Origin of the sequence: Brenneria rubrifaciens (genome assembly GCF_005484945.1) — a bacterium.
Classification (GTDB): Bacteria; Pseudomonadota; Gammaproteobacteria; order Enterobacterales; family Enterobacteriaceae; genus Brenneria; species Brenneria rubrifaciens.
Map to the genome: position 1 here is coordinate 3,457,058 of NZ_CP034035.1, position 26,595 is coordinate 3,483,652.

Consider the following 26,595-nt stretch of genomic DNA (forward strand, 5'->3'; position numbering starts at 1 on the left):
GATTCCGACACTTTCGTTCTTGGATTCACCCACGGGTCAACTTTTACAAATAGCCTTACCCCTGATAACCCGATAAAATCGCCACCAGCGATAACCAACAACAGTAAAACGCATGCTACAAACTCTCTACACCGTACTTCTCTACCTCATCCAGCCGCTGATATGGATTCGGCTGTGGGTTCGCGGTCGTAAAACCCCGGCATACCGCAGGCGCTGGAGCGAGCGCTACGGTTTCTGCGCGGAGAAAGTAAAACCCGATGGCATTATGCTACATTCCGTTTCGGTGGGTGAAACGCTGGCGGCGATCCCGCTGGTCAGAGCGCTACGCCACCGTTACCCTAATCTGCCGATCACCGTCACCACCATGACGCCAACCGGTTCAGAGCGTGTACGTTCCGCTTTCGGCGATTCGGTCTACCATGTCTATCTGCCTTACGATTTGCCCAGTGCATTAAAACGTTTCTTCAATCAGGTGCGCCCAAAAGTCGTCATAATCATGGAAACGGAACTGTGGCCGAATCTGATCGCGGAGTTGCATAAGCGTAAGATCCCTCTGGTGATCGCCAACGCCCGTTTATCTGCGCGTTCCGCTGCGGGTTATAAAAAAATAGGCAGTTTGACGCGCCACATTCTGCGACGTATCACACTGGTGGCAGCACAGAATCAGGAAGATGGGGAGCGTTTTATCGAACTCGGTTTGAAACGTTCATGTCTGACGGTCACCGGCAGCCTCAAGTTTGATATTTCCGTCACCCCTGAGTTGGCTGCCCGGGCCGTTACATTGCGTCGACAATGGGCGGCTCATCGTTCAGTATGGATCGCAACCAGCACGCACGAAGGCGAAGAATCCCTTATTCTAGCGGCACACCGGCAACTACTGGCAACATACCCGGACTTGCTGCTCATCCTTGCGCCTCGTCACCCGGAGCGATTTGCGACAACGCAAGCGCTGGCACAAAATTCAGGTTTCACTTACACCCTACGCAGTAGTGGTGAACAACCCTCCGCCAGTACTCAGGTTGTCATCGGCGATACCATGGGTGAGTTAATGTTGCTATACGGCATTGCTGATTTGGCGTTCGTGGGAGGGAGTCTGGTCGAACGAGGGGGGCATAATCCACTCGAAGCCGCGGCGCACGCCATTCCTGTCCTAATGGGGCCATATACTTTCAACTTCAAAGACATCTGTAACAAACTGGAACAGGCCGATGGTCTGATCACCGTGACAGACGCCGCCTCTATAGTGAAAGAAGTCGGAAACTTGCTCGCTGACGAAGACTATCGCCGCTACTATGGTCGTCATGCGGTCGAGGTATTGCATCAGAATCAGGGCGCGTTACAGAAACTGCTGACACTGCTGGAGCCCTATCTGCCACCGCGTACCCACTGACCTAAAATGTGATGAGGCATACCATGACAAGCAAGGCGATTTATCCCGGCACTTTCGACCCATTAACCAATGGCCATCTGGATTTACTGACTCGCGCCTCACACATGTTCGACAAGCTGGTGCTGGCGATTGCCGCCAGTCCAGGAAAAAATACGTTGTTCTCGCTGGATGAGCGGGTTACGTTGGCCCGAAGCGTCACTCAGCACCTGAAAAATGTCGAAGTCGTCGGATTCAGCGAATTGATGGCCCATTTTGCCCGGCATCAGCAAGCCACCATTCTGGTTCGTGGTTTGCGCGCTGTCTCAGATTTTGAGTATGAACTCCAGCTTGCCAAGATGAATCATCACCTGATGCCAACGTTGGAGAGCGTGTTCCTCATGCCAGCAGAAGAGTGGTCTTTTATTTCCTCTTCTCTGGTCAAGGAAGTGGCTCGTCATGGCGGCGATGTTTCTCATTTTTTGCCCGCGCCTATTGCAAAGGCATTAACGGATAAACTCCGTTAACGAATTCAGCAACGATTCGCATGCCGATTGAATTTTTCTTGCTTTGATTTATTTAACAACGTATCGGTTGATACGCAATGTGTACGATTACCTGTCAGTTGGCCTTCCGTCGGACGATCGTTAGGTTACAACACGAATCATCGCTGGCAAACCCGACAAAAGAACGTGCTACGTTGCCCATGCTTTGCCATTTCTATCGGCGTTCCGCACATCCGGCACCCCTCTCCTGCACGCCCGTAGACCTGTAGCGCCTGCGCAAAATATCCCGGTTTTCCATCGGACTGAAGAAAATCACGCAGCGTCGTCCCGCCTTGTTCAATCGAGCGCAGCAACACCCGTTTGATGGTATCAGCCAGTAAATGCGCTTCTGTTTCACTTAACGAACCTATCATCCTGTCCGGTCTGATGCCCGCCATAAACAGTGACTCACTGGCATAGATATTCCCCACGCCAACCACCACTTTATTATCCATAATCCACTGTTTAACCCGTGTCTTTTTCCCTCGCGACCGCTGATGCAGGTAATCACCCGAAAACGCCTCGCTCAACGGTTCCGGCCCTAGATGCGCAAGCACAGCGCTTTCTTCAAGGTTGTCCGTCCATAACCAGGCACCGAAACGCCTGGGGTCCGTATAGCGAAGAACCTTGCCGCTGTCCATCACCAAATCGACATGATCATGCTTCTCCGGCGGGATGTACTCAGACAGGATACGCAGGCTGCCAGACATGCCGAGATGCACAATGATCCACCCGGCGGTTAATTCAATCAGCAGATATTTGGCGCGTCGATGGACGCCCAGAACAACCTGATCGCTAAGCGATAAGATTTCGCTGGAAACCGGCCAGCGCAAGCGGGTATTACGCACCTCGGCGTAAAGGATCGTATGACCAACAAGATAGGGAGAGATTCCCCGGCGACTGGTTTCAACCTCTGGCAGTTCGGGCATGACGCGTCTCCTGAAAAACACGGGTTGCGTTAGCATAAAAACGCACCAACAACGACAGGGATAAACAGACCGACATAAAAAAACCCGACCTTAGCCGGGTTTTTGGCAATCAACTAAAATTATTTGATTTTAGCTTCTTTATAGATCACATGTTGACGGACGACTGGATCAAATTTCTTCAGTTCCAGTTTTTCCGGCTTCGTGCGCTTGTTCTTCGTGGTGGTATAGAAGTGACCAGTACCAGCAGAAGAAACCAGCTTGATCTTCTCGCGAACACCCTTAGCCATGATTCAGTTCCTTAATACTTTTCACCACGGGCACGCAGATCGGCCAGAACCGTCTCAATACCCTTCTTATCAATAACGCGCATACCTTTAGCGGATACGCGCAGCGTTACAAAGCGCTTTTCAGCTTCAACCCAGAAACGGTGTGAATGCAGGTTCGGCAGAAAACGGCGTTTGGTCGCATTCAGTGCGTGGGAACGGTTATTACCGGTCACCGGACGCTTGCCAGTAACTTGGCAGACTCGGGACATGTCTATTCTCCAAAAATCAAATCAGCTCGAGCTTCGTATAGGATGTAACCGCCTCGTCAGGCTCTAGAGCCCATCTCAGCAACTTCACTGAAAAGACTCTGTCATCAGGGCAAACCTGCTGAGATAGGCTCTTAACGCCACACCCAAGATTCTCAAAGGTGGCGTAGTATACGCTTTGAAGCGTAAGTGCTCAAGTCCCGAACAACTAAAAAAGATCCCGGGGGATCGTGGAAATAGTGGTTAAATCCATCCGCGCTCGGCAAAAGAAACGAATTCACCGCGTCCAATGACCAGATGGTCAAGCACGCGAATATCCAGTAACAGACAAGCTTTGATGATTTGCTCGGTGATCATACGGTCAGCCTGACTGGGCTCAGCCTTCCCGGATGGATGATTATGCGCCAGAATCAGCGCGGCGGCGTTGGCTTTCAAGGCTTCACGCACAATTTCCCTCGGGTGAACTTCCACGCTGTTAATCGTACCGGCAAACATCTCCTGATGACGAATAACTCGATGCTGATTATCCAGAAACATGACCAAGAAAACCTCCCTTTCCTGGCGCGCCAACAATAATTGCAGGTATTGTCCGGTAATTTCAGGACTCAGCATCGCATCCTCTTTCGCCAGGCGAGACGAAAATAATCGACGCGACAGCTCCGCCACGGCTTTCAACTGTGCATATTTTGACAGCCCAATCCCTTTTGTCATACAGAATGTCGCATGATCGGCCGACAGCAGTTGATGAAGAGAACCAAATTCCGCGAGCAAACGCTCGGCAAGCTGCATCACATGTACGCCGGGTAACCCGGTCCGTAAAAAAATCGCCAGCAGTTCTGCGTCCGTCAGCGCTTCAGCACCTAAACTCAGCAGTTTCTCCCGCGGCGCCAGCCCATTGTCCCAGTCCATCAGCCCTCCTCACCTGGCAGACAGGTATCATGACAGGTCACGTATTGAGGAACGACAGGGAACGGAGCAGGTTGCGAAGCACGACGCAATTTTTCATCCTTAAAAGCGCGTGGCCGCTTAAGACTCCTCTACAGCGCCAAGGTTATGGTAAAATAACCCCTCTTTCGATTTTCAATCGGACCATGATGATGACGGAACTTTCCAGCCAGCCTGTTTCCGGCAAACGAATCGTGCTCGGTATCAGCGGCGGCATTGCGGCTTACAAATGTCCTGAACTGGTAAGACGTCTGCGCGACTGCGGCGCCGATGTTCGCGCAGTCATGACGCCAGCCGCTAAAGCCTTTATCGCCCCTCTGACGTTACAGGCCGTAACTGGCTACCCGGTTTCCGACGACCTGCTCGATCCCGCCGCCGAAGCCTCAATGGGCCATATTGAGTTGGGAAAATGGGCGGATTTGGTGATTCTTGCGCCCGCCACCGCCGATTTGATCGCGCGTTTGGCCGCGGGCATGGCCAATGATCTGCTGACCACCCTCTGCCTCGCGACCGCGGCGCCGATTGCCGTTGCTCCGGCGATGAATCAGCAGATGTACCGCGCCGCGCCGACACAGGATAATCTGCGCACGCTTACAGAGCGTGGTTGTATGCTCTGGGGGCCGGATAGCGGCAGCCAGGCCTGTGGTGATATTGGCCCCGGCCGAATGATTGATCCGTTGGAAATCGTTGAACGAACGCGGCGCCATTTCACTGCCATCCACGATCTGCAACATTTGAATATTATGGTTACCGCAGGCCCGACGCAGGAAGCGCTCGATCCGGTGCGTTTTATCAGTAATCACAGCTCAGGGAAAATGGGATTTGCCATTGCACAGGCCGCAGCGTCCAGAGGGGCAAACGTCACGCTGGTGACTGGTCCGGTGGCGCTGGCGACGCCGGGCGGCGTGAAGCGGATTGATGTCAGCAGCGCGCTGGATATGCATCAGACCGTGATGAGCGAAGCGCCACAACAGCACATCGTTATCGGTTGTGCCGCCGTAGCGGACTATCGCCCCAAGTTCGTCGCCGACAAAAAAATCAAAAAGCAGGGCAATGAAATTACTGTCACCATGATAAAAAATCCCGATATCATCGCTGATGTCGCCGCGCTGGATGAAAACCGCCCTTATGTCGTCGGGTTTGCCGCAGAAACCCAGAATGTGGAAGAATACGCCCGGCAAAAGCTGGCGCGCAAAAAACTGGATCTGATCTGCGCGAATGACGTCTCCCTTTCCGGGCATGGTTTTAATAGTGAAACCAATGCATTACATCTTTTCTGGCAAGACGGCGACAAGCGGTTACCACAATGCGACAAGCTTCTTCTTGGCCAAAACTTAATCGACGAGATTGTTAGCCGTTATGATGAAAAAAATCGACGTAAAGATTATTGACCCGCGTATTGGTCAGCAATTCCCCTTGCCAACCTATGCAACGCCGGGCTCCGCCGGGCTGGATTTGCGTGCCTGTCTGGATCAGGCGGTTGAATTAAAAGCCGGCGAAACCACGCTGATCCCCACCGGGCTGGCGATTCATATTGCCGATACCAATCTGGCGGCCATGGTCCTGCCTCGCTCCGGGCTCGGGCATAAGCATGGCGTGGTGTTAGGGAATCTGGTCGGCCTGATTGACTCTGACTACCAGGGGCAGTTGATGGTTTCCGTCTGGAACCGTGGTCAACAGACATTCACCATAGAACCGGGCGAACGTATCGCGCAGATGGTTTTCGTTCCTGTCGTTCAGACCGAATTTAATCTGGTCGAGGATTTCGTTGGCAGCGAACGTGGAGAAGGCGGTTTCGGCCATTCCGGTCGCAACTGACACGCCCTGGCCTCCCGTTACGTTAATATACCCATATAAGCCACAGCGTATTATCGCGACTGTGGCGCGAGTTGCTTTTTGTCAGTCAAATCTTTAGCAAGGGTTTTTTCATACATGGCAGGAAAAGAAAATACGAAAAGGAATCGCCGCGAGGAAATTTTGCAGGCGCTGGCGCAGATGCTGGAATCCAGCGACGGCAGCCAACGTATCACCACGGCGAAACTGGCTGCCAACGTTGGGGTATCCGAAGCGGCGCTTTATCGGCACTTTCCCAGTAAAACACGCATGTTTGACAGTCTTATCGAATTTATCGAGGACAGCTTGACCACTCGCATCAATCTGATTCTGCAAGATGAGAAAGATACTTTTAACCGCCTGCGTTTGATTTTATTGCTTATTCTAGGTTTTGCAGAACGTAATCCGGGTTTGACTCGTATCATGACCGGCCACGCGCTGATGTTTGAGCAGGATCGTTTGCAGGGGCGTATCAATCAACTGTTCGAGCGTATCGAGTCACAGTTGCGTCAGGTTTTACGCGAGCACAAGTTGCGCGATGGTAAAGGCTTTCAACATGACGAAACGCTGCTGGCCAGTCAGTTGCTGGCATTTTGTGAAGGCATGCTTTCACGTTATATTCGTTCCGAGTTCCGCTATCGCCCGACCCAGGAATTTGATACACGCTGGCCTCTGCTTGCCGCGCAATTGTACTAACCTTCTTTTCTGTATATGTATTCCCGCCAGAAGCGTCTGGCGGAACCATCCGCAGGCCGTCAGGCCATTACTTAAATACCGTATTGATCACGATATTCTTTCACCGCCGCCAGATATGCGGTCATTTCCGGCTTTTCCGCCAGATACGCGATCAGGTCTTTCAACGTAATGATGGAAATCACTTTACACTGATAGTCACGTTCAACTTCCTGAATAGCCGAAATCTCGCTACGCCCACGTTCCTGGCGATCCAATGCAATCATAATCCCGGCCAATGTCGCGCCATGAGCCGCAATGATTTCCATCGATTCGCGAATTGCGGTGCCAGCAGTAATCACATCGTCCACCAACATCACGCGTCCTTGTAACGGACTGCCGACCAGACTGCCGCCTTCGCCATGATCTTTGGCCTCTTTACGATTAAAGCAGTAAGGCATATCGCACTCATGGTGTTCCGCCAGCGCCACGGCGGTGGTGGTGGCAATCGGAATACCTTTGTAAGCCGGCCCGAACAACAGATCGAATTCAATGCCCGAATCTACCAGCGCTTCCGCATAAAAGCGCCCCAGCAACGCCAGGTCGCGCCCGGTATTAAACAAACCGGCATTAAAGAAATAAGGGCTGATACGTCCTGACTTCAGAGTAAACTCACCAAATTTCAATACCTGTTTACTGAGCGCAAATTCGATAAACTGGCGCTGATAGGCTTTCATTACTGCATCTCCTCGTTTTGCGGGTTACTGGATTTTTCGTTCACATTGGTCAAGTGACTCAAAGGCGGACCATAAAAAAAGCGACCGTTGAGTCGCTTCAAAATCAATCGACCAGCGCCGCCTTCTGAGCCTGAATGATGCTCGCGATCCCCTTGCGAGCCAGTCCCAGCAAGGACAAGAGCTCTTCGTGGGTGAACGGTTCACCTTCCGCGGTGCCCTGCACTTCAATCATGCGGCCGTCTTCGGTCATGACCACATTCATATCGGTTTCCGCCGCGGAATCTTCTACATATTCCAGATCGCACACGGCTTCACCGTTGACGATACCGACAGATACCGCCGCCACCATGCCTTTCAGCGGATTTTTCTTCAGTTTGCCGCTGGCGACCATCTGATTCAGCGCATCGGCCAGCGCCACGCAAGCGCCGGTGATGGAGGCGGTTCGTGTGCCGCCATCCGCTTGCAGCACGTCGCAATCCAGCGTAATGGTGTATTCGCCCAGGGCTTTGAGATCGAGAGCCGCACGCAGGGAACGGGCAATCAGGCGCTGAATCTCCAGCGTCCGCCCGCCCTGTTTGCCTCTGGCCGCTTCCCGCGCATTGCGGCTATGCGTCGCGCGCGGCAGCATGCCATACTCGGCGGTCACCCAGCCCTGTCCCTGCCCTTTCAGAAAGCGTGGCACGCCCTCTTCCACCGTGGCATTACATAAAACCTTGGTATCGCCAAATTCGACCAGAACCGATCCTTCGGCATGTTTCGTGTAATGACGGGTTAATTTGAGGGGGCGTACTTGCTGTGCATCTCGGCCTGTAGGGCGCATGGCTCATCTCCGGCGGGTAAAGGTTAACTGGCGCGCATTATACGGCTTCGGCGGCGCAATGCCTATCTTGCCTTACAGCGCCCGATTAAATTCATCCCCCCTTTCGGGTATAACCTCAGGCTATACCCGACTCATGAAAAAGTATTCGTCAGCGATGAGGCATGATGAAATACGCTTCTCAGCACCCCGCCCGGTAATGAGATCGAACCGTTTACCATCGCACTGATTCGGCGTTCTGACCGACTGAAAGGAGAATGAATAGCATGACCAAACCCGTGATTGTGATCCATGGCGGTGCCGGGGCATTAACTCGCTCGGCGATGAGCGCATCAAAAGAGCAGCGCTACCTGGCAGCATTGTCCGACATTGTCGCCAGCGGTCAAAAAATCCTGGTGCAACACGGCAGCGCACTGGACGCGGTAACCGAAGCCGTTCGGCTGCTGGAAGAGTGCCCGCTATTCAATGCCGGACGCGGCGCCGTGTTCACCCACAATGAAACTCACGAACTGGATGCCAGCATCATGGATGGCCGCTCGCTGGATGCGGGAGCCGTCAGTTGCGTCAGCCATATCCGCAATCCTGTTTTGGCAGCCAGAACCGTGCTGGAACAGAGCCAGCATGTGATGTTTACCGCAGAGGGCGCAGAAGCCTTTGCCCGCCTGCATGGACTTGACATGGTCGAACCGGCATTTTTCTCAACCGAAGAACGCCGCCAACAATGGCGCAACGCGCAAATCGGCGCAGGCGGGGTTCTGCTGGATCACGACGATCAGGCTAACGGCGACCCCATCAATCCCGACCGCAAGTTTGGTACCGTAGGCGCGGTGGCGCTGGACGGCGAAGGCAATCTGGCGGCGGCGACCTCAACTGGCGGCATGACCAATAAACAAGCCGGACGCGTGGGCGATAGCCCGATCATCGGCGCGGGCTGTTACGCCAACAACCGGACGGTGGCCGTGTCCTGTACCGGAACGGGAGAAATCTTTATGCGCACCGTCGCCGCCTACGATGTCTCGGCACTGATGGACTACGCCGGACTGACGCTGGAACAGGCCGGCAATCGGGTGGTGATGGAGAAGCTGGCGCAGTTGGAGGGCCGCGGCGGGTTAATCGCGATCGATCGCCATGGCAATATTACGCTGCCGTTCAACAGTGAAGGGATGTACCGCGGCTACGGCTATGTAGGTAACCGGCCTGTCGTGGCGATTTACCGGTGAACCGCCCGGTTTCACTGGCGTGGTTATGCTACAACAACCTGCTGATGATGCCGTTGCAGTACCCGCTCGGGCAGGTGCTGCATACCGCGTAAACCAGCAGCCGATGCGCACCACAGCCCATTAGAGGCCCCTATTCGCCACCCAGAAGGCGGTTTCCCGGCGGCTTAAGGCAAGGGGGCCGGATTTTGTCCTACCTTGTCCCAGGACTCAACGCTATAATCTTCTCATCATTTGCTCTACAGGTATGCATCAATGATTCGCAGCATGACCGCTTACGCCCGGCGAGAAATCAGGGGTGACTGGGGAAGCGCAGCCTGGGAACTGCGTTCTGTTAACCAACGCTATCTGGAAACCTACATCCGTTTACCAGAACAATTCCGCAGCCTGGAACCTGTTATTCGCGATCGTATCCGCACCCGATTAACCCGCGGTAAAATTGAATGTAACCTGCGTTTCGATCCGGACCCACGGGCGCAAAGTTCGCTGATTTTGAATGAAAACCTCGCCAAACAACTGGTCAGCGCCGCTAATTGGGTAAAAATGCAAAGCGACGAGGGGGAAATCAACCCGGTCGATATTCTGCGTTGGCCAGGCGTGATGGCTGCGGAAGAACAGGATCTGGATGCCATCAGTGCGGCGCTGTTACAGGGGTTGGATCGTGCGTTGGATGACTTTATCACCGCACGGGAAAGCGAAGGCAGTGCGCTGAAAGCGCTAATTGAACAGCGTCTGGCTGGCGTCAGCGCCGAAGTCGCCAAAGTCCGATCCCACATGCCGAACATTCTGCAATGGCAGCGTGAACGCCTACTCAGCAAGCTGGAAGAGGCGCAGGTTCAGTTGGAAAATAACCGGCTGGAACAGGAGTTGGTGATAATGGCGCAACGCGTTGATGTCGCGGAAGAACTGGACAGGCTGGAAGCCCACGTAGCGGAAACCCACAAAATCCTGAAAAAAGAAGAAGCCGTCGGCCGCCGTCTGGATTTCATGATGCAGGAATTCAACCGCGAATCCAACACGCTGGCCTCTAAATCCATTAATGCCGACGTCACCGCCTCCGCCATTGAACTGAAAGTATTGATCGAGCAGATGCGGGAGCAGATCCAAAATATCGAATAACGTCCACCCTGCTCCACCGACTGCCACAACGCTCTGTTTTCAGGGCGTTTTTGTTGCTATCAACATCTACTGCGTACTACCCGAATCCACCGAAATCCACTGCCGAGTGGGTAGTACATTGGGTAGTACAATCACTTTACAAGCCAAAATGTTGGTTTTATAACCTATGTACTACCCACTTTTTCGCTCAGGCCACGATTGACGGGCGCTGGCGGGATACCTTAGGGAGGCAGGACATGGGAAATCTGACCGTTAAAACCATACAGTCCATCCTGAAAGCAAGCCGTCCCGGACGATACAACGACGGTCAGGGACTATACCTTATGTTGCCGCAGCGCGGCGAACCTTACTGGATGCTGCGCTATACCCTGAACGCCAAACGCCGTTCGCTCACGCTGGGCAAACCGTCCGATCTGTCGCTGGCGGAAGCCCGCTCTCAGGCCGAAGACGCCCGCAGGAAGGTCAGGAAAGGCGACGATCCCATCGCCGAACGTAAACGCAATCACCCCGCCAGAATCCATACCGTCAACGATCTGTTTAACGACTGGAAACAGGACTTGGTGCGACGCCTTAAGCACCCGCATATCCCACAGCGGATCTTCGCCAGAGAGATCGCGCCACACATTGGCGAGCTGGCGTTAGGCAAGGTCACACCGCTGGACATACGCGCCATCATCCAGCAAATCACCGCCAGCGGCAGGCCCTGCACCGCCAACGATGCGCTGATGTACCTGAAACAACTGTTTAATCACGGCATAAAACTTGGGCTTCTTGTCCATAACCCGGCGGCGGCGTTCAAGGTGGATGATGCGGGCGGCATTGAAAAAAGCCGCGACCGGGCGTTGAGTCTGGAAGAGTTGACGCAGGTTTTTCAGGTATTCCGCCGCCAGAGCGACAGCTTCACTCGCGATAACTATCTGGCTTGCGCATTACTGATCGTGCTTGGCGTACGCAAAAGCGAACTGATCGAAGCCCAATGGGATGAATTTTCCCTCGAAGACGCAACGTGGGAATTGCCTGCGGCAAGGAGCAAATCGGGCGTCGCTATTGTCATTCCTTTGCCCCCGCTGACGCTGGAATGGCTGCGGGAGTTGAAGATACGCGCCTGCGGTTCAGCGTATGTATTCCCCAACCGCCGGGCCAGCGGTTCGCCGCATATGGGCAGCGATACCCTCAACCGGGCGATCGCCAAACTTTTCGGCCGCGAACCGGGAAGAAAAATTCAGCCGCCCAATCGCATGGGTGAACTTGAACCGTTCACCGTACACGACCTGCGCCGCACCTGCCGCAGCCTGCTGGCCGCGTTAGGCATTCCGGGCTATGTCGCCGAACGGTGCCTTAATCATAAGCTGAAAGGCGTTGAAGGCATTTACGATCGGTATGATTACTTTGAGGAACGGCGGGAAGCGCATTGTAAACTGGCAGACCTCGTTAAGCCGATTATTGCGAACAACGAGCTGCACAGCGTTTCGAACGAACAGAGCAATAACGTAGACAAGCGCTATTTTTTCGTAGGGTGATAATTCAGAATGATTTCGGCAAGATCGTCTTCGACGGTATAAAAATAGCAGGCAGGAACATCAAGCACCGCCGCCAGTCGGCAGGCAAGATCAAAATCAGGCGTATGCACACCGCGCTCATATTGGTTCATCCGCGCGCTGGCCGTGGCTTCATCAATACCCGCCAGAACCCCAAGCCGCTGTTGCGACAGGCCCGCTCTTAGTCTGGCTTCTTTTAAACGATGTGGCAGCATGAGGATCCCGACTTACACGATATGTAAGCCGTAGTTTTCACGCTAACCTATTGAAAATATACTAAGTATTACTTAGTAATACTTTCTCAACTACGCGTTTTTATTGCTTAAATCCAGAAAGGGGAGATTTAAAAAGCGTCGGTATTTTTCTGGCGGGCGTAAGTAAGGATGATTTCCGCTAAATCATCTTCAACGGTGTAAAAATAACTGGCAGGGGTATTCAACACAGCGGCTAACCTGCACACCAGTTCAAAATCAGGAGTATGCACGCCGCGCTCATACTGATTCATCCGTGCGCTGGCCGTCGCCTCATCGATACCGGCGAGCACACCAAGCTGCTGCTGCGATAAACCGGCTTTTAATCTGGCTTCCTTCAAACGATATGGCAGCATGAGAATCCCGACCGACTGGATAACCAGCGGTGATTTTCATGTCTGCCTGTTGAAAATGTACTAAGTATTACTTAGTATTGATGTTGAAAAATTATTCTGTCTCTACGAGCAAGGAGGGAGTATGACTAACAAAATTGATATGCATCCGGCAGACATAATTGCCTCGTTACACAAGAAAAAGATAACGATGGCAGCGGTATCCCGACAGGCAGGATTAAGCTCTTCAACGCTGGCGAGCATGCTTAACCGCCCGTGGCCGAAAGGCGAATTTCTGATCGCGGAGGCATTAGGTATTCATCCGTCGGAGATCTGGCCGAGCCGCTACTTCGATGAAGAAGGCAACCTGATTGAACGCCACAAGCAGATCAGAAAAAAATCCGCCTGACTTCCCCCATTTTCGCCCGACTTGCAAACGGGCCATGTTTTCCCCCACCAGTAAACGGCGATCTGGCGCTCAACCCCGTCAGCATGCGGTTTTTGGTCATTCCCCCCACCTGACTCCGTTATATACGTGGATAGTGGGGGAACCCGGCTTTTTTGGGCCGGGTTCCCCCACCAGTACCACCTTGGTAACACTTAATTCCCCACCTCAGCGCCAATCTGATCTTTTCCCCTGGCTGGCGGAGTTGCCTGAAGAACGTGAACTGATGGGCCAGCCAGAGGAAAGGGCCTACGCCGTTCTGCCATAGACTTGCTGCACATACCGTCCACTCCCGTCACCATGCCCTAAATCCATCGACACCAGCGCGTAGGCTTCCCGGTTGCTGAAACCGGGTATGGCTGCCGTCGGCCTGTCGGGCCAGCGTCTGCATCTCCCGGCTTAATCGTGACGTATGGTATCCCCCCATCCTCAATAACCTCTGTTCTCCGGCGCACGGCAATTCACGGCACGGATTTATCGTGCCGCACTGAACAATACCTGCGCGCCGGAGCGGCAGCGGTTGAGGTATGACGGGGATATCGGTTATGCACTCGGTGCAGCCGCCTGCATCAGCAGGATAATCCCCTCAGGCTGAAAGCCTGCCTCAGGTATCGGTTCAGTCCTCCTCTGATAAGTGGGTTGATAAGAATTGACGCAGAAAATGTGCGTCAGATGACAGGTCGCGTCGGAAAGCGCTGTGGCGTAAGGGCTGGCGCAGAGTCCGTTCGCGGCGTCACTTACAACGGCTTTACGCCGTATGAAGTGACGCCGCTGCCTCATGGATGCATTCGCTGAGGCCGCAAAAGGCCGCAGACGGTTGCGCCAGCTATAAAGGGTGTTGTACGCATCAGTGCGTATGCAAAAAGCAGTTGCTTCACAAAGAACAAACGGGATGCAGCCCTAAGGCATTGGGATAAGGTTGCTACCATCGCCACAGCGATCACCCGCAAACTGGTAGCGGCACGGGTTGGGAGTCGACCACACAGGTTGGTCCTGCGCGTTGCCTTGAAGGTCGTGGCAACATGGGATGCTGCTTGCAGCAGCGGTGTAACACTGACAATTTACTGCGCCAGATTTTACATAGCAAGAGGTTAACACGTTACCTCACAAGCGCTGACCAAAAGTGGATCACTATTCAGCGCAGCTATTTTGAACAATTACCACACCACTACATGCAGTGGACATACACTATAATTAACACTATATATAGAATAATTGAAAATTTTTACATGACCAACTTGATAAATTCCATTTTCTAGAGTAAAGAATTATTGTACTGATTGAAAAAAAGTGGGATGTAAGTATAATCGTGCGGTTCTTACGAGACGCTAAGGAAAAGTTAATGACTTACTTATTAAAGATGGCAGAAAAACAAAAAAAGATCATGGGACATGATGAGCCTAGTGATAACTATCAATCTTTAAATAATAAGGTAGAAAACTTAGCTGAACGTAGAAAGGCCATTTCACAAGCTAAAGCTCGACAGAAGGTTTTATTAGCATCTTCAAAAATCACTTGGTAGAGTAATAATTATATTAATAAATCATTTTATTGACATGTATCTTTCATTTCCTATCCTTTAAAAACAACACCAAAAATTATCTAATTTTATTATTTTTAATATCTGGAGCATAAATATATATGGCAAACTCAGCAGAGAATATTATTCCTGTCGAATGGGAAGGGAAAGACAACTCCGATAGTATCAATGATATTAAAGGCCGGCGTTCTCAAGAACTTATCATTGGTCTCTGTGGTGCAATTGGATCTGGTATAAAAACTCTAAAAGAGCAAACTATTTTATGTCTCAAACAAAATGGTTATCACGTTGAGCATATTAGGGTAAGTGACTTAATTTCTGAATTTACAAAAGTTAGCACATCAACTCTTAACAACTTCCAAAGGTATAATAAGTTACAAGATTTAGGTGATAGTCTTAGAGAAAAGCATAAAAACTTCATCTGCGCTGAGCTAGCAATATTAAGCATTCAGACACTTCGAGAACAAATGTATGGTAAAGACAGCCCTGAACTAACTAAAAACACAAAAAAGACGGCCTATATTATCGATCAAATAAAACACCCTTCAGAGGTAGAACTTCTAAATCAAGTATATAAAAATAACTTCTATTTGGTAGGATTACTACGAACCGTAGCTGAACGCATACAAAACTTAAAAGATGAAGGAATTAACGAGGATAATGTTCAAAAGATCATTGAAAGGGATAGAAAATCATTAAACAAATTCGGACAACAAGTCGAAGAAACACTACAATTAGCCGATTATTTTATTAAAAACCTTGATACTGAGGTTATGAAGAAATCGGTACAAAGATTCATTGACTTGATACACAGTGCAAATAATATCACTCCGTCCAAGGATGAATCGGGCATGTATGCCGCATATTCTGCATCCTTAGGCTCTGCATGTCTATCACGTCAAGTAGGCGCTTCAATAATGGATGTGTCTGGAAATATAATTGCAACTGGAAGAAATGATGTTCCCCAATATGGTGGCGGTCTTTACACATCAGAAAGCAAAAAAGATAGAAGGTGCTTTAATAAGAACGGTTGTCACAATGACAAACATAAGGCGTTACTAAAAAAGGAAATCACAAATATCTTACAGAAATTCAAATTGCAAGATTCAGCACAACTTGCTGAAGCAATAATGAAAGAAACAAAAGCAAAATATTTAATTGAGTACTCTAGAGCAGTCCATGCAGAAATGGATGCTATTGTTTCTTTAGCTCGAAATACAAATATAGGAACAACAGGAAATACTTTATATTGCACAACTTACCCTTGCCATGTATGCGCTCGTCATATCGTAGCGGCAGGATTAAAGCGTGTAGTTTATATTGAACCATATGAAAAGAGTCTGGCTTTACAGTTACATGAAGATACTATTTGTCAGTCTGATCAAAGTCCTTCCCCTGATAAAGTTTTATTTGAGAATTTTGAAGGTGTAGCTCCGAAAAGATATGCGAAGTTCTTTGGCTACAATAGAAAAAGGAAAGATAGTCAAGGCAAACCGATTACATATAGTATTGAGGAATCATATCATGTTGATACTCAATATCTTGATAGTTACGCAGATTACGAATCAAAAGTAATCCATAATGTCAGAGGGAAATTTAATTTATAATCTGACAGATTAAGAATTATCATTAATCTATGTACCCTCTAATATAAGCGTACCTCTTCATGAAAATCTTGAGTGATGCACCAAGAAATGGCAAGGATCTGTCAGACCTCAACTTTCCCGGAAGTTACGAGTGTTCAGGAACATCGAGACATGATAAAAAATGCTATCGTTTTTTTTGTTGGATGGTTTTGAAATACCACGATTACCCCACTCTCCCCCAATTACGCCTACCCCAAACGGGTAGTACATCGGGTAGTAAACCGCCGCAATCATAGACAAAATCATACTAACAAACTAATTTTCAATACCTTTATTTCATATTCAATAAACAGATCCAAAATATCGAATAATTTCCACCCTGTTCCACCGACTGCCACACGCTCTGTTTTCAGGGCGTTTTTGTTGCCATCAACGTCTACTCTGTACTACCCGAATCCAGCGAAATCCACTGCCAGGTGGGTAGTACATTGGGTAGTACCCTCGCTTTACAAGCCAAAATGTTGGTTTTATAACCCATGTGCTGCTCAGTTTTTCACGCAGGGGGCTATTGACGGGGGCTGACGAGTTACCCCAGAGAGGGGGGCAACGGCTCGACAAGGATCTGTAAGTATCCCGCATAATCGTGCCATTCACATTTAGAGATCTTCCGGCATACTCATTTTGCCAACGAAGGAGATCGCTATGCGTAAAGCCCGTTTTACTGAGCATCAGATCATCACGGTGATTAAGTCAGTTGAAGCTGGACGAACAGTGAAAGATGTCTGCCGCGAGGCCGGAATCTCTGAAGCCACTTATTACAACTGGAAGTCTAAATACGGTGGCATGGAAGCATCTGATATTAAAAAAATAAAGGATCTTGAGGACGAGAACCGTCGGCTCAAGCAGATGTTTGCCGACCTCAGTCTTGAGAATCGGGCATTGAAAGATGTTATCGAAAAAAAGCTCTGAAGCCAGCCTTTAAGCGTGAGCTGGTGACGCACCTGATAACAACGTTCGGACTGAGTATCCGTCAGGCCTGCAGGAGCATGAACCTGAGCAGAACGGTTTTCCATTACCGTCCGGACAACACGCGTGACGAACCCGTTATTTTCGCATTGCAGACGGCTGCGGAAAGATATCCACGATACGGCTTCCCGAAGCTGTTTCAGGTTCTGCGGCGGCAGGGATACCAGTGGAACCATAAACGGATCCACCGTATTTACTGTCTGCTGAAACTGAATTTTCGTCGCAAAGGCAAACAGCGTCTGCCGGTACGTAACCCATCGCCGCTGACCACACCTGAAGCTCTGAACCAGAGCTGGTCTGTTGATTTCATGCATGACGCGCTGATTTGTGTCAACGCCAGGATTGTTGGCCGTTTTTCGCCATTTTTAATGTCCGCTATTGGTCATTAATGTTGCCCACTTTCCGCCATTTCATCATCACTGATTGGCGTGGCGTTTTTTGCCAGCACTCCGGCTTTGCGTTTTTCCTTTAACCGGTAGCTTTCTCCTTTGATGTTCAGTGTGGTTGAGTGGTGTAGCAGCCGATCCAGGATTGCCGTTGCCAGCACGTTATCGCCGAACATCTCTCCCCAGTCGGCGAACCCTTTATTTGACGTCAGTACGATACTTGCTTTCTCATACCGACGGTTCAGCAACCGGAAGAACAGACTGGCCTCCTCGCGGGTCATTGGCAGATAGCCTATCTCATCCAGTATCAGCACCCGGGCGTAACCAAGCTGCTGTAGCTGTTTTTCCAGCCGGTTTTCCTGCTTTGCCTTCATAAGTGTGGCGATCAGCTTATCCAGTGGCATGAACAGCACCCGGTGACCAGCATCAGCCGCTTTTACCCCGAGTGCTACTGCCAGGTGGGTTTTACCCACACCTGGCGGCCCCAGCAGGATCACGTTCTCGCTGCGCTCCACGAACGCCAGCCCGGCCAGTTCCCGGACGATCTTACGATCTATACCTGGCTGGAAGCCGAAGTCGAACTGCTCCAGCGTTTTGACCCACGGGAACCGTGCCTGTTTTAGCCGAGACTCCATACCTCGCTGATGTCTCCCGTTCCATTCCTGTTGCAGCGCCATACACAGGAACTCGCGGTAGTTCAGCTCTTTTTTGGCCGCCAGCTCCAGCAGGCTTTCGACGTGGTAGCCCAGATGTTCCATTTTCAGACGACCCAGCAGTGCCTCCAGTTCGTGCATCACAACAGCTCCTCATACGCACTTAGCGGGCGATGTTCCACCTGACTGACCTGCTGCCAGAGCGGGGCGTGATGCTCCGGCACGGTCTGCCAGCCGGATGAAGCCGAACAGAGCCGGTGCGATGCCATCTGCTGCTCATTACTGTAGATCCGCAGCTCATCATCCAGCGAGATCCGTATTGAGACCGGCTGACCACAAAGGCTTTCCGGTACGCTGTAACGGTTTCCGCCAACCTCGATATAGCCATCCCAGGAGACATGGCGGATATCGAAGTAGCTGGTATCGAAGTCAGTATCCGGTAACGGCTGAAGATGCTCCTGTTCCTGCGTGAAGCGCTGTTCCGGTGTCTGCCTGAACTGGCGAAGTTCCCGTCGGTCAGCAACGTCAGCCATCCACTGCTCCAGTAACTGATTAACATGGGCGAAGCTGTCGAACCGGCGGTACCGGACGAAGAAGTTCTCCTTGAGGTATTTCACCATCCGTTCCACCTTACCTTTGGTTCTGGCCCTTCGCGGGCGGCAGGCCCGTGGCAGGAAGCCATAGTGGTCGGCCAGCAGCAGGAACCCGGAGTTGAACACCACTTTCCCGTTGTTATTTTTCAGCACCGCGGCTTTCTGATTATCGACCAGCACGGTTTTCACGCTGCCGCCGAAGTAGCGGAAGGCGCGAACCAGAGACTCATAGGTATGCTCAGCATCCTGCTTTGGTGCGGCGAAGACATGGAAGCGGCGGGAGAACCCCAGCGTGTTAACCGCGAAGCTAACTTTGCATCGTTGTCCGGCAACCTCAGCCTCAATTTCCCCCCAGTCATGCTGGAGCTGGTAGCCGGGCTGGGTTTCGAAGCGAACTGTTTTCTTCGATGGCCGCATCTTACGTTTGGGCTGGATGTAGTAACGCAACATGGAGCGGCCGCCGGTATAACCCATCGTTTTGATTTCCGCGAGGATGACCTCGCCGTTCCAGACGTTCTCTGCCAGACGCATGTCGATATAGTCCATGAACGGCCTGAGTTTAGCCATTTTGTGGCGTGTTTTTCTGGCCGGAGGTTCCGGGTATTTCAGGTACCGTCTGACGGTTCGCTCAGAACAACCCACCTGAGTGGCAATATCGACAATATACGCACCCTGCTGGCGCATTTGCTTTATCATGTAAAAGTCCTCTCTGCTCAGCATGCTGATGTCCTTTCTGGTGTGAGAACCTCAAGGAAACAACATGTTGGGTGGAGCGGACAATCCAAATGGTGAATTACCGTCTTATATCACTGGCGCTGACATTTGCGGCCGTCGCTTTCGCACATTCAATGTCGTCGATGATTTTAATCGCGAGGCTTTGTCGATCGAAATAGACCTGAACCTGCCGGCCCAACGAGTGGTTCGAGTGCTCGACAGGATCGCAGCAAACCGGGGATATCCCGCGATGCTTCGCATGGATAACGGCCCGGAATTTATTTCACTGACTCTGGCTGAGTGGGCAGAAATGCACGCAGTGAGGCTGGAATTTATCAAACCGGGTAAACCGACTCAGAATGCATTTATTGAACGCTTTAACCGGACATACCGCACTGAAATACTCGATTTCTATCTGTTCAGGACGCTGAACGAAGTACGAGAAATCACAGAGCGGTGGCTTTCAGAATATAACTGTGAGCGTCCACATGAATCGCTGAGCAACCTGACACCGGAGGAATACCGATTACAACACCATCTGGCCGGGATCTCAAAAAGTGCGTGGAACTAAAACGGGTCTATTTACAGATCGTCGGCATTGCCCGATTATCCCCCGATTGCGGAAAGGCTGGCTGCCGCCTCCGCCATCAGCCACGTCTTGAAACGTGCGCACTTTTCGTCCTGATCCAGAGCTTCAGGCGACAGCAGGCAATAGCTGGACCCATCGCGGACGAAGCCGTAGGAAGCATGCAACTGTCCGCTCTCCAACTCATCCTGCACCATCAGGAACGAGGCCATGGCCATCCCCAGACCGGACAGCGCCGCCTGAATACACAGGTAAAAGTGTTCGTAGTCGATCCTGATGCCGCCTTTGTGGAAACGCCCGATAATCGCTGCCAGGTCGTCCACGCTTTGGGACGCGTTCCTGAGTGCAACAAACGCACCCCGTTCAGTTGATCCTTCCGGTCCCTCTTCGCACGGCTTACCGGCCCCATCCACTCATCGCAAATTTTCTCGGCGTGAACACTCTGATACCAGTTGAAGTCGTCGCGGCGGAGTGCCAGATCGACCCCGGACCGCACGAAATCGATCGGACCGCCTACCGTAACCAGATGCAGGTTGATATCGGGATTTGCCAGGTGAAACGAGGGTAGGCGGGGGATCAGCCATTTCATGGCGATGGTCGGCTCACAGGACAGCACCAGCACCTGTTCCCGCGCCGCCTGTTGTAAACGGTAAACAGCGCCTTCAAGTTGTTCGAACATCGCGAAGGTGGTCGCATGCAATAAGCGCCCGACCGGGTTGAGGAAGATTGCCCGGTTGCCCCGCTCGAACAACTCGACGCCCAGCGCTTCCTCCAGTAGCCGTACCTGTCGGCTGACGGCGCCGTGCGTCACATGCAGTTTTTCAGCAGCTTTCACGAAGCTGCCGGTTTGCGCTGCCGCTTCGAAAAAGCGCAATGAAGCCAGTGATGGAAGTTTCATATACACGATGAAATCTGACAGATTTGCCTCAAGATTAATCGCTTTCTTCTCCAGCACAAGCACTCAATAATTGGGCTAGCACAACGCCATAACCCAATAAAATACAATTATTTAGGTGAGAAATGGAAAGATCGGCGCCTGACACTGCCGTTTCGAAGCCACTGTTGAAACAGGTCGCAGACAGCATCCGTATCCACTATCTGTGCGAAATCATCGTTAAGAAAGATTACATCACCCCAGTGGAGTGTTGAACCTATGAGCGAACAGATTGCAGCGGCCACCATCACCATTCTGGCGGTCATCAGTCCAGGCCCCGATTTCGCGATGGTCACCCGGAACAGCTACGCCTTTGGCTCACGCACCGTCTTGATTTCGTCGTTCGGTATTGTCTGCGGCGTGCAGGTCCATGTGAAGTATACGGTGTTGGGCATCGCCGTGGTCATCGTCAACTCGCCCTTACTGTTCCTTGCGATGAAGGTTTTTGGGGCCTCTTATCTGATCTACCTCGGCTTCAAATCGCTGACCAACCAAAGGGGACTGAAACTGGAAGAAACGTCCGGTTCCGCGCCGTCACCGTTGGCGGCCTTCCGCATGGGCTTCCTGACTAATGCGCTCAACCCGAAGACAATGCTTTTCGTGGTCGCGACTTATACGCAGGTGGTACACGCAGGTAGCCCAATCAGTCACAACTTCGCCTACGGCCTGTTCATGTCGATTTCGCACTGGATCTGGTTCAGCATTGTCGCGCTTTTCTTCGCGGCGCCTGCCATGCGCCGTCGCTTGCTGAACCACCAGCTCACCGTCGACAAGATCCTTGGAGCGGCCCTGATCGCGCTGGGAGCGTCCCTGGCTTTTACCCATGCCAGTGCTTAAGAGGACGGTTGATGAAAATTACCTGTATCGACCGCGAAAGCATGCTGATTGCCGAATAGTCGCCAGACTTGCGCGTATCGCGGCCCGCGTGACAAATCTCACCCCAGCGACTCAGAACGTGTATTCCATCTTCAGGCTGATATCGTTGCAAACATAGCAATCGAGCCAGTCGATGCTGCTTTGCAAAATATCGCGTCATTTCCGCCCCATTTCACTAATTTCCGCAATACCTTGTGTTCATTGGCGAGTTGCATACACGGTGGGTTATCCCGCTGTTCCCGCCGGCAGGATTTAACCAACGCCCGGACGGGACGCGATAATCCACCGTCGTCAGAACCGCCTCTTTTTGTCAGCGATGCGTTTTAAGCGCCATTACCGCTGCCTGAACAGGGTCGACGACCGCAATGCCCAATGCCGCCTCCAGTCTTTCACGGATATCAGACATACCGGCGCATCCCAGAAGAATGACATTGGCAGCATGCTTTTCTTTCAGACTTCTGGCCACGGTTAGGCATCTATCGAAAGAAGCATTTTTGTCGGAAAATGCCGCCATACTTAACTCGGCGGCTTCTTCCGCCACAATATATTTACTCAGCCCTAACCGCTTCCAGTAGTCCAGGTGACGAGGTATAGACTGGCTTGAAATAGCCAAAACCCCTATCCTGTCCCCTTTGGTTATCGCGCTGCGTAACCCCGCTTCACCAATACCGATGACGATCCTTGATTTTTCATTACACAGCCGGGAAACGCCAGGATCGCTGAAACAGGCAACCACGAAGACCCGGCGGTCTCTCTGCCCTGTAATGTAATCGAAGACCAAATCCGCGGCCTGATTATACTGCGTTTGGGTAATAATCCCGGCAGGCGCCTGATGCATGGTGGTAAAATAGGTGAAAGAGGGTTCCAAAAGGTTCATCGCATTTACCGTATCTTCGATTATTTTTGTGACCGACACCGAAGAGTTCGGATTGATAAACTCAACAGGAATATTCATTTGGCGCTCTTCTTCTTAACAAATTCATGAATAAACTGATTGGATGCCCCATCATTCTCAACCGAAAAATCACTCCGGCCTCGCCGAATAAAATTCCCGGTTCCTTTTTCAACATGGAGTTTTCCCTCGTTCACCACAATACGCCCGCGGTTAATGACCACCTCCGGCCACCCTCTAATCACTTTATCTTCATAGGGGGTATAGCCGGTATTATCATGCAGTAAGGAATAGTTTATTTTGGTTGTTTTATCTTCATTCCATATCGCGATGTCGGCGTCATATCCCGGCAGTAACTTTCCTTTATGCGGTAATAACCCATATAAGCGAGCATGGCTGGTCGCCGTTAAATTAACGAATTGATGTATATTTATTCTGCCTGCCATTACCCCCTCGCTGAATAACAACGGCATACGCAGTTCCAGACCGGGAACGCCATTCGCAATTTGCTTAAATGTGGTTTTATCGCCGTAGGGAAGCTTACCTGATTTATCGTACCGATAAGGCGCGTGGTCTGATGAATAAACATTTAATGTGCCATCCTGAAAACCTCGCCAGATCGCCTGCTGGGAATTCTCGTCTCTGGGGGGTGGAGAACAACAGAATTTAGCGCCTTCCAGTCCCTCTTTGTCTAAATCGGCGGCGGTTAAAAAAAGGTATTGCGGACAGCTTTCGGCAAATACGTTTACGCCCCGTTGCTGCGCCAGTCTGATTGCCTGGACAGTTTCGGCTCCCGCCACGTGGACAATAAGAATCGGCGTATCAACAATTCGTCCTAATGTCATTGCGCGATTCGCGGCTTCAGACTCAGCGAGAGGATCATGTGCAATAGCATGATATTTTGGTGAAATATATCCGCCTTTAATAAGACGCTCAGATAGCCATTTAATAATGTCGTTATTTTCAGCGTGCACCATAACTAATGCACCGTTTTCGCTGGCGACTTGAAGGACATCTAAAAGATCATAATCACTTAGCTTGAGCTTATCATAAGTCATGTAGACTTTGAGTGACGTAATACCGTTGCTGATGGCTTCAGGTAAATGTCTGGATAAGTTCTCATCCCCGGTATCCGTCAGGATAAGATGAAACCCGTAATCAATAACCGCCTTTTCTTTTGCGCGCCGGCTGTACTCTTCGAGGACATCTGGAATAGCCATTCCCCGGTGCTGTGCCGCAAACGGAATAACGGTGGTTGTTCCCCCAAATGCGGCGGAAACCGTCGCAGAATAGAAATCATCAGCCGCCATAACGCCCATTCCCGAAAGTTGTTCAATATGGCAATGGCTGTCAATTCCCCCAGGTAGGACCCATCGACCGGCAGCATCAATGTCTTTTATACCGGCTGGCAACGTGGGTTCTATCGCCTCAATGATCCCACTGTTTATACCAATATCGCCGTTGATTATCTTTCCGTCGCTGACAATCTTTCCATTCCGAATCGTCATATCATAGTTGCCCATCATAATCCTCCACGCGCTAGTTGACTGGATTGCCAGCACCGGTTCGATCAACAATTAATTGGTAATGTTCGGGCCTTCGGTGTTTTGCAAAATTAAAAACATGTTGTCTGAACAATTCCCCCAAGCCGAGATCGGCCTGAACACAGATAACTTCATCTTCTTCCGTCAATGTCCTTGCAACAATTTCCCCCGTTGGGGCAACGATCGCTGAACTGCCTATCATATGATATCCGTCTTCGGAACCACATTTACCCGCGGCTGCAACCCACAGCCCGTTCTGATAGGCATTTGCCTGTAGTGAAATCAAATGCGTTGTGGTCCTCAAATGCACAGGCTCATTCCAGTGAATATTGACTGAAGGCGTGTTATAGCCCAGCACCACAATCTCAGCACTCTGTAACGCCATAACGCGATAGGTTTCCGGCCACCGACGATCATTACATATACACATGCCAAATTTGGCATTCAGTAAGTCAAATACGCGGAAACCCAGATCCCCCACGGAAAAGTATTTTTTTTCCAGATGCTGGAAAGGAACATTTTCTTTATGATCGTCATGCCCGGGCAAATGAATTTTTCTATACTTACCAATTATTTTCCCACTTTTATCGACTAATATTGATGTATTGAACCCAATATTATCTTCAGTCAATTCCGCATAACCAATATAAAATCCGATTCCCAGCATCACTGCCGTATCAAACAAGGGTTTAGTCACATCATTTGGCATGGAACTTTCAAAATACGTCTGAAACGCAGTTTCGTTATTCATCCAGTAACGTGGGAAAAAGGTAGTCAGCGCTAATTCGGGAAAGACAATAAAATCGGCGCCGCGTCTTTTCGCTTCATGCATCATGACAATCAGACGCGTAACAACACTTTCTTTACTGTCCTGTAAATTAACCGCTCCCAATTGGCCAACAGCGAGCCCCATTGTTCTTTTATTCATTATAATCTCTCTTAATATATAATAAGCACGAAATACCTTTTCATGATAAAAGGAATTACCCCCTCCACCATTGCTATGGTGTTCTCAGGTATTAACATGATGTTAATATCATTAAACTATCTCGTTTGCTGATAAATCAGGTGATGCTCAACCAACACCTTTTTAAGACTTGTGACAAAAGACGCCCCAACAGAGGAAATTGACGTCGATCTCAGATATGTCAAATCAGCGACAATGCGTTCATTGCTGGCAAGCTCAACTACCGCAATATCTTCTGTTAGATTCCCAACCATAGTAAATTCATCCACGATGGCGATACCGGCCCCCATTTTAACTAAAGAGAGCGCGTTATAGGGTGAACCGACTTCTAATGAAATAACGGGAACCACATTCGCCTCTGCAAACCATTTTGTTATTTTTACACCAAACGGCGTATTCGGAGAATATGAGATTAATTGGTTTTCAATAAAATCGCTTTGTGTGATGTACTTATTTTTCGCCAGCTCATGATCTTTAGGACAAACGCATAATAACCGACTTTGTGCAATTGGAATTGCATGTAAATTTGGGTGATCAACGGGCAATATAGAAACACCGATTTCGACCTGATTGGTTAATAAATGCTCTTTCAATAAATCATAACTGAGACAATTAAAATGTACCCTGACTTTTGGGTTTCCCTGGTGAAAGTCACTTAAAGCCATGGGTAATACCGTTTGTCCAATACTTGGGCTGGCTACCACACTCAAAAACCCATGACGCCTTTCCGCAAGTTCATGTGACAACTCTTCTATTCTCTTTACACCTTTATAGACTTCTTCAATCTCAATAAATAGACGTCGCCCTTCGGCTGTCGGATATAATCGTCCTTTTATACGTTCAAATAATAAGAATCCAAGCCGGCTTTCAGTATGCGAGAGTACCCGGCTTACCGCGGGAACAGAAACATGAAGTAAACGCGAAGCATCACTTATTGTTCCTGTATTCATTACGGCTTTGAACACTTCTATTTGGCGCAAGTTCATACAACCACTCCGCAGCTATTTTAATTATTGAAAC

General features: G+C 50.5%; 27 protein-coding genes and 4 pseudogenes. 15 read left to right on the forward strand and 16 right to left on the reverse strand.

Annotated features, from left to right (window positions below; all coding sequences use genetic code 11):
- Positions 1 to 112: 112 nt before the first annotated feature.
- Both waaA and coaD read left to right on the forward strand, forming a co-directional pair.
- Entirely contained in the window at positions 113 to 1,390 is a 1,278-nt protein-coding gene (gene waaA, locus EH207_RS15375) for a lipid IV(A) 3-deoxy-D-manno-octulosonic acid transferase (protein ID WP_137714787.1), read from the forward strand.
- A 23-nt stretch (positions 1,391 to 1,413) separates the two neighbouring features.
- On the forward strand, positions 1,414 to 1,893 hold the full coding sequence (gene coaD / locus EH207_RS15380; protein WP_137714788.1) for a pantetheine-phosphate adenylyltransferase: 480 nt from the start codon (positions 1,414 to 1,416) through the stop codon (positions 1,891 to 1,893).
- 137 nt (positions 1,894 to 2,030) lie between these two features.
- Here the strand turns inward: coaD and mutM are convergent, their stop codons facing one another.
- The 4 genes from mutM to radC all read right to left on the reverse strand — a co-directional run bounded on the left by mutM (position 2,031) and on the right by radC (position 4,281).
- Positions 2,031 to 2,840: a bifunctional DNA-formamidopyrimidine glycosylase/DNA-(apurinic or apyrimidinic site) lyase gene (mutM, locus tag EH207_RS15385; protein ID WP_137714789.1), complete on the reverse strand. Its 810-nt coding sequence runs from the start codon at positions 2,838 to 2,840 to the stop codon at positions 2,031 to 2,033.
- A 119-nt stretch (positions 2,841 to 2,959) separates the two neighbouring features.
- Complete coding sequence (gene rpmG / locus EH207_RS15390) at positions 2,960 to 3,127, reverse strand: 50S ribosomal protein L33 (RefSeq protein ID WP_004392084.1); 168 nt, start codon at positions 3,125 to 3,127, stop codon at positions 2,960 to 2,962.
- An 11-nt stretch (positions 3,128 to 3,138) separates the two neighbouring features.
- The gene (gene rpmB / locus EH207_RS15395; protein WP_137714790.1) at positions 3,139 to 3,375 is read right to left on the reverse strand and encodes a 50S ribosomal protein L28; all 237 of its coding nucleotides are present in this window, start codon (positions 3,373 to 3,375) and stop codon (positions 3,139 to 3,141) included.
- 240 nt (positions 3,376 to 3,615) lie between these two features.
- The gene (radC, locus tag EH207_RS15400; RefSeq protein ID WP_137714791.1) at positions 3,616 to 4,281 is read right to left on the reverse strand and encodes a RadC family protein; all 666 of its coding nucleotides are present in this window, start codon (positions 4,279 to 4,281) and stop codon (positions 3,616 to 3,618) included.
- A 185-nt stretch (positions 4,282 to 4,466) separates the two neighbouring features.
- Between radC and coaBC the strand changes: the two genes are divergently transcribed.
- The 3 genes from coaBC to slmA all read left to right on the forward strand — a co-directional run bounded on the left by coaBC (position 4,467) and on the right by slmA (position 6,846).
- Entirely contained in the window at positions 4,467 to 5,708 is a 1,242-nt protein-coding gene (gene coaBC, locus EH207_RS15405; protein WP_175413692.1) for a bifunctional phosphopantothenoylcysteine decarboxylase/phosphopantothenate--cysteine ligase CoaBC, read from the forward strand.
- Positions 5,677 to 6,135, forward strand: coding sequence for a dUTP diphosphatase (gene dut / locus EH207_RS15410; RefSeq protein WP_137714793.1), 459 nt, complete (start codon positions 5,677 to 5,679; stop codon positions 6,133 to 6,135). The genes coaBC and dut overlap by 32 nt, the downstream gene beginning before the upstream one ends.
- Before the next feature lie 114 nt (positions 6,136 to 6,249).
- Positions 6,250 to 6,846, forward strand: coding sequence for a nucleoid occlusion factor SlmA (slmA, locus tag EH207_RS15415; protein WP_137714794.1), 597 nt, complete (start codon positions 6,250 to 6,252; stop codon positions 6,844 to 6,846).
- 71 nt (positions 6,847 to 6,917) lie between these two features.
- Here the strand turns inward: slmA and pyrE are convergent, their stop codons facing one another.
- Entirely contained in the window at positions 6,918 to 7,559 is a 642-nt protein-coding gene (gene pyrE, locus EH207_RS15420) for an orotate phosphoribosyltransferase (RefSeq protein WP_137714795.1), read from the reverse strand.
- A 103-nt stretch (positions 7,560 to 7,662) separates the two neighbouring features.
- Entirely contained in the window at positions 7,663 to 8,379 is a 717-nt protein-coding gene (gene rph, locus EH207_RS15425) for a ribonuclease PH (RefSeq protein ID WP_137714796.1), read from the reverse strand.
- A gap of 263 nt (positions 8,380 to 8,642) precedes the next feature.
- Between rph and EH207_RS15430 the strand changes: the two genes are divergently transcribed.
- The 3 genes from EH207_RS15430 (at position 8,643) to EH207_RS15445 (ending at position 12,232) form a co-directional block, all read left to right on the forward strand.
- Positions 8,643 to 9,596: an isoaspartyl peptidase/L-asparaginase family protein gene (locus tag EH207_RS15430; protein ID WP_137714797.1), complete on the forward strand. Its 954-nt coding sequence runs from the start codon at positions 8,643 to 8,645 to the stop codon at positions 9,594 to 9,596.
- Between the two features lie 252 nt (positions 9,597 to 9,848).
- Positions 9,849 to 10,712 carry a YicC/YloC family endoribonuclease gene (locus tag EH207_RS15440; RefSeq protein WP_137714798.1) on the forward strand — a complete coding sequence of 288 codons (864 nt, stop codon included), beginning with the start codon at positions 9,849 to 9,851 and terminating at the stop codon, positions 10,710 to 10,712.
- A 236-nt stretch (positions 10,713 to 10,948) separates the two neighbouring features.
- Positions 10,949 to 12,232 (forward strand): tyrosine-type recombinase/integrase, encoded by a 1,284-nt coding sequence (locus EH207_RS15445; RefSeq protein ID WP_137714799.1) that lies wholly within the window; start codon positions 10,949 to 10,951, stop codon positions 12,230 to 12,232.
- On the opposite strand, the gene EH207_RS15450 is transcribed toward EH207_RS15445, so the two are convergent.
- Positions 12,214 to 12,465: a helix-turn-helix transcriptional regulator gene (locus EH207_RS15450; RefSeq protein ID WP_034918379.1), complete on the reverse strand. Its 252-nt coding sequence runs from the start codon at positions 12,463 to 12,465 to the stop codon at positions 12,214 to 12,216. The genes EH207_RS15445 and EH207_RS15450 overlap by 19 nt on opposite strands.
- 128 nt (positions 12,466 to 12,593) lie before the next feature.
- The gene (locus EH207_RS15455; RefSeq protein ID WP_095835285.1) at positions 12,594 to 12,857 is read right to left on the reverse strand and encodes a helix-turn-helix domain-containing protein; all 264 of its coding nucleotides are present in this window, start codon (positions 12,855 to 12,857) and stop codon (positions 12,594 to 12,596) included.
- Between the two features lie 121 nt (positions 12,858 to 12,978).
- On the opposite strand from EH207_RS15455, the gene EH207_RS15460 reads away from it, so the two are divergent.
- Positions 12,979 to 13,242 carry a helix-turn-helix domain-containing protein gene (locus EH207_RS15460; protein WP_137714800.1) on the forward strand — a complete coding sequence of 88 codons (264 nt, stop codon included), beginning with the start codon at positions 12,979 to 12,981 and terminating at the stop codon, positions 13,240 to 13,242.
- A gap of 285 nt (positions 13,243 to 13,527) precedes the next feature.
- Here EH207_RS15460 and EH207_RS18440 read toward each other — a convergent pair.
- Positions 13,528 to 13,629: pseudogene (locus EH207_RS18440) on the reverse strand (integrase domain-containing protein); the annotation flags it as partial.
- Positions 13,630 to 13,950: 321 nt separating this feature from the next.
- On the opposite strand from EH207_RS18440, the gene EH207_RS18525 reads away from it, so the two are divergent.
- The 4 genes and pseudogenes from EH207_RS18525 to EH207_RS15485 all read left to right on the forward strand — a co-directional run.
- Positions 13,951 to 14,073: a hypothetical protein gene (locus EH207_RS18525; RefSeq protein ID WP_281279132.1), complete on the forward strand. Its 123-nt coding sequence runs from the start codon at positions 13,951 to 13,953 to the stop codon at positions 14,071 to 14,073.
- Between the two features lie 547 nt (positions 14,074 to 14,620).
- Positions 14,621 to 14,800: a hypothetical protein gene (locus tag EH207_RS15470; protein WP_137714801.1), complete on the forward strand. Its 180-nt coding sequence runs from the start codon at positions 14,621 to 14,623 to the stop codon at positions 14,798 to 14,800.
- A gap of 119 nt (positions 14,801 to 14,919) precedes the next feature.
- Positions 14,920 to 16,425 (forward strand): anti-phage dCTP deaminase, encoded by a 1,506-nt coding sequence (locus EH207_RS15475; RefSeq protein ID WP_137714802.1) that lies wholly within the window; start codon positions 14,920 to 14,922, stop codon positions 16,423 to 16,425.
- 681 nt (positions 16,426 to 17,106) lie between these two features.
- Positions 17,107 to 17,759, forward strand: a pseudogene (locus tag EH207_RS15485) (transposase); the annotation flags it as partial.
- Positions 17,760 to 17,815: 56 nt separating this feature from the next.
- Here the strand turns inward: EH207_RS15485 and istB are convergent.
- Both istB and istA read right to left on the reverse strand, forming a co-directional pair.
- Entirely contained in the window at positions 17,816 to 18,610 is a 795-nt protein-coding gene (gene istB / locus EH207_RS15490) for an IS21-like element helper ATPase IstB (protein WP_137712891.1), read from the reverse strand.
- Positions 18,610 to 19,782, reverse strand: coding sequence for an IS21 family transposase (istA, locus tag EH207_RS15495; protein ID WP_009113448.1), 1,173 nt, complete (start codon positions 19,780 to 19,782; stop codon positions 18,610 to 18,612). The genes istB and istA overlap by 1 nt, the downstream gene beginning before the upstream one ends.
- 94 nt (positions 19,783 to 19,876) lie before the next feature.
- Here istA and EH207_RS15500 point away from each other — a divergent pair.
- Positions 19,877 to 20,347, forward strand: a pseudogene (locus EH207_RS15500) (integrase core domain-containing protein); the annotation flags it as partial.
- Between the two features lie 35 nt (positions 20,348 to 20,382).
- Here the strand turns inward: EH207_RS15500 and EH207_RS15505 are convergent.
- Positions 20,383 to 21,260, reverse strand: a pseudogene (locus tag EH207_RS15505) (LysR substrate-binding domain-containing protein).
- Positions 21,261 to 21,515: 255 nt separating this feature from the next.
- Between EH207_RS15505 and EH207_RS15510 the strand changes: the two are divergent.
- A complete protein-coding gene (locus tag EH207_RS15510; RefSeq protein WP_137714804.1) occupies positions 21,516 to 22,133 on the forward strand; it encodes a LysE family translocator in 618 nt (205 codons plus the stop codon).
- A 349-nt stretch (positions 22,134 to 22,482) separates the two neighbouring features.
- On the opposite strand, the gene EH207_RS15515 is transcribed toward EH207_RS15510, so the two are convergent.
- From EH207_RS15515 to EH207_RS15530, 4 genes are all read right to left on the reverse strand, one after another.
- Positions 22,483 to 23,127, reverse strand: a complete 645-nt coding sequence (locus EH207_RS15515) for an aspartate/glutamate racemase family protein (protein WP_137714805.1) — start codon at positions 23,125 to 23,127, stop codon at positions 22,483 to 22,485.
- On the reverse strand, positions 23,124 to 24,590 hold the full coding sequence (gene hydA, locus EH207_RS15520; protein WP_137714806.1) for a dihydropyrimidinase: 1,467 nt from the start codon (positions 24,588 to 24,590) through the stop codon (positions 23,124 to 23,126). Before hydA ends, EH207_RS15515 begins: the two co-directional genes overlap by 4 nt.
- Positions 24,591 to 24,603: 13 nt before the next feature.
- Positions 24,604 to 25,536, reverse strand: a complete 933-nt coding sequence (locus EH207_RS15525) for an N-carbamoyl-D-amino-acid hydrolase (RefSeq protein ID WP_217496100.1) — start codon at positions 25,534 to 25,536, stop codon at positions 24,604 to 24,606.
- A 116-nt stretch (positions 25,537 to 25,652) separates the two neighbouring features.
- Complete coding sequence (locus EH207_RS15530) at positions 25,653 to 26,561, reverse strand: LysR substrate-binding domain-containing protein (RefSeq protein WP_137714807.1); 909 nt, start codon at positions 26,559 to 26,561, stop codon at positions 25,653 to 25,655.
- Between the last annotated feature and the right edge of the window lie 34 nt (positions 26,562 to 26,595).

What these genes read in the sequence shown, in the direction of transcription:
- waaA (WP_137714787.1), top strand. Translation starts at nt 113, where the DNA reads ATGCTACAAACTCTCTACACCGTACTTCTCTACCTCATCCAGCCGCTG.
- coaD (WP_137714788.1), top strand. Translation starts at nt 1,414, where the DNA reads ATGACAAGCAAGGCGATTTATCCCGGCACTTTCGACCCATTAACCAAT.
- mutM (WP_137714789.1), bottom strand. Translation starts at nt 2,840, where the DNA reads ATGCCCGAACTGCCAGAGGTTGAAACCAGTCGCCGGGGAATCTCTCCC.
- rpmG (WP_004392084.1), bottom strand. Translation starts at nt 3,127, where the DNA reads ATGGCTAAGGGTGTTCGCGAGAAGATCAAGCTGGTTTCTTCTGCTGGT.
- rpmB (WP_137714790.1), bottom strand. Translation starts at nt 3,375, where the DNA reads ATGTCCCGAGTCTGCCAAGTTACTGGCAAGCGTCCGGTGACCGGTAAT.
- radC (WP_137714791.1), bottom strand. Translation starts at nt 4,281, where the DNA reads ATGGACTGGGACAATGGGCTGGCGCCGCGGGAGAAACTGCTGAGTTTA.
- coaBC (WP_175413692.1), top strand. Translation starts at nt 4,467, where the DNA reads ATGATGACGGAACTTTCCAGCCAGCCTGTTTCCGGCAAACGAATCGTG.
- dut (WP_137714793.1), top strand. Translation starts at nt 5,677, where the DNA reads ATGATGAAAAAAATCGACGTAAAGATTATTGACCCGCGTATTGGTCAG.
- slmA (WP_137714794.1), top strand. Translation starts at nt 6,250, where the DNA reads ATGGCAGGAAAAGAAAATACGAAAAGGAATCGCCGCGAGGAAATTTTG.
- pyrE (WP_137714795.1), bottom strand. Translation starts at nt 7,559, where the DNA reads ATGAAAGCCTATCAGCGCCAGTTTATCGAATTTGCGCTCAGTAAACAG.
- rph (WP_137714796.1), bottom strand. Translation starts at nt 8,379, where the DNA reads ATGCGCCCTACAGGCCGAGATGCACAGCAAGTACGCCCCCTCAAATTA.
- EH207_RS15430 (WP_137714797.1), top strand. Translation starts at nt 8,643, where the DNA reads ATGACCAAACCCGTGATTGTGATCCATGGCGGTGCCGGGGCATTAACT.
- EH207_RS15440 (WP_137714798.1), top strand. Translation starts at nt 9,849, where the DNA reads ATGATTCGCAGCATGACCGCTTACGCCCGGCGAGAAATCAGGGGTGAC.
- EH207_RS15445 (WP_137714799.1), top strand. Translation starts at nt 10,949, where the DNA reads ATGGGAAATCTGACCGTTAAAACCATACAGTCCATCCTGAAAGCAAGC.
- EH207_RS15450 (WP_034918379.1), bottom strand. Translation starts at nt 12,465, where the DNA reads ATGCTGCCACATCGTTTAAAAGAAGCCAGACTAAGAGCGGGCCTGTCG.
- EH207_RS15455 (WP_095835285.1), bottom strand. Translation starts at nt 12,857, where the DNA reads ATGCTGCCATATCGTTTGAAGGAAGCCAGATTAAAAGCCGGTTTATCG.
- EH207_RS15460 (WP_137714800.1), top strand. Translation starts at nt 12,979, where the DNA reads ATGACTAACAAAATTGATATGCATCCGGCAGACATAATTGCCTCGTTA.
- EH207_RS18525 (WP_281279132.1), top strand. Translation starts at nt 13,951, where the DNA reads ATGACAGGTCGCGTCGGAAAGCGCTGTGGCGTAAGGGCTGGCGCAGAG.
- EH207_RS15470 (WP_137714801.1), top strand. Translation starts at nt 14,621, where the DNA reads ATGACTTACTTATTAAAGATGGCAGAAAAACAAAAAAAGATCATGGGA.
- EH207_RS15475 (WP_137714802.1), top strand. Translation starts at nt 14,920, where the DNA reads ATGGCAAACTCAGCAGAGAATATTATTCCTGTCGAATGGGAAGGGAAA.
- istB (WP_137712891.1), bottom strand. Translation starts at nt 18,610, where the DNA reads ATGCACGAACTGGAGGCACTGCTGGGTCGTCTGAAAATGGAACATCTG.
- istA (WP_009113448.1), bottom strand. Translation starts at nt 19,782, where the DNA reads ATGCTGAGCAGAGAGGACTTTTACATGATAAAGCAAATGCGCCAGCAG.
- EH207_RS15510 (WP_137714804.1), top strand. Translation starts at nt 21,516, where the DNA reads ATGAGCGAACAGATTGCAGCGGCCACCATCACCATTCTGGCGGTCATC.
- EH207_RS15515 (WP_137714805.1), bottom strand. Translation starts at nt 23,127, where the DNA reads ATGAATATTCCTGTTGAGTTTATCAATCCGAACTCTTCGGTGTCGGTC.
- hydA (WP_137714806.1), bottom strand. Translation starts at nt 24,590, where the DNA reads ATGATGGGCAACTATGATATGACGATTCGGAATGGAAAGATTGTCAGC.
- EH207_RS15525 (WP_217496100.1), bottom strand. Translation starts at nt 25,536, where the DNA reads ATGAATAAAAGAACAATGGGGCTCGCTGTTGGCCAATTGGGAGCGGTT.
- EH207_RS15530 (WP_137714807.1), bottom strand. Translation starts at nt 26,561, where the DNA reads ATGAACTTGCGCCAAATAGAAGTGTTCAAAGCCGTAATGAATACAGGA.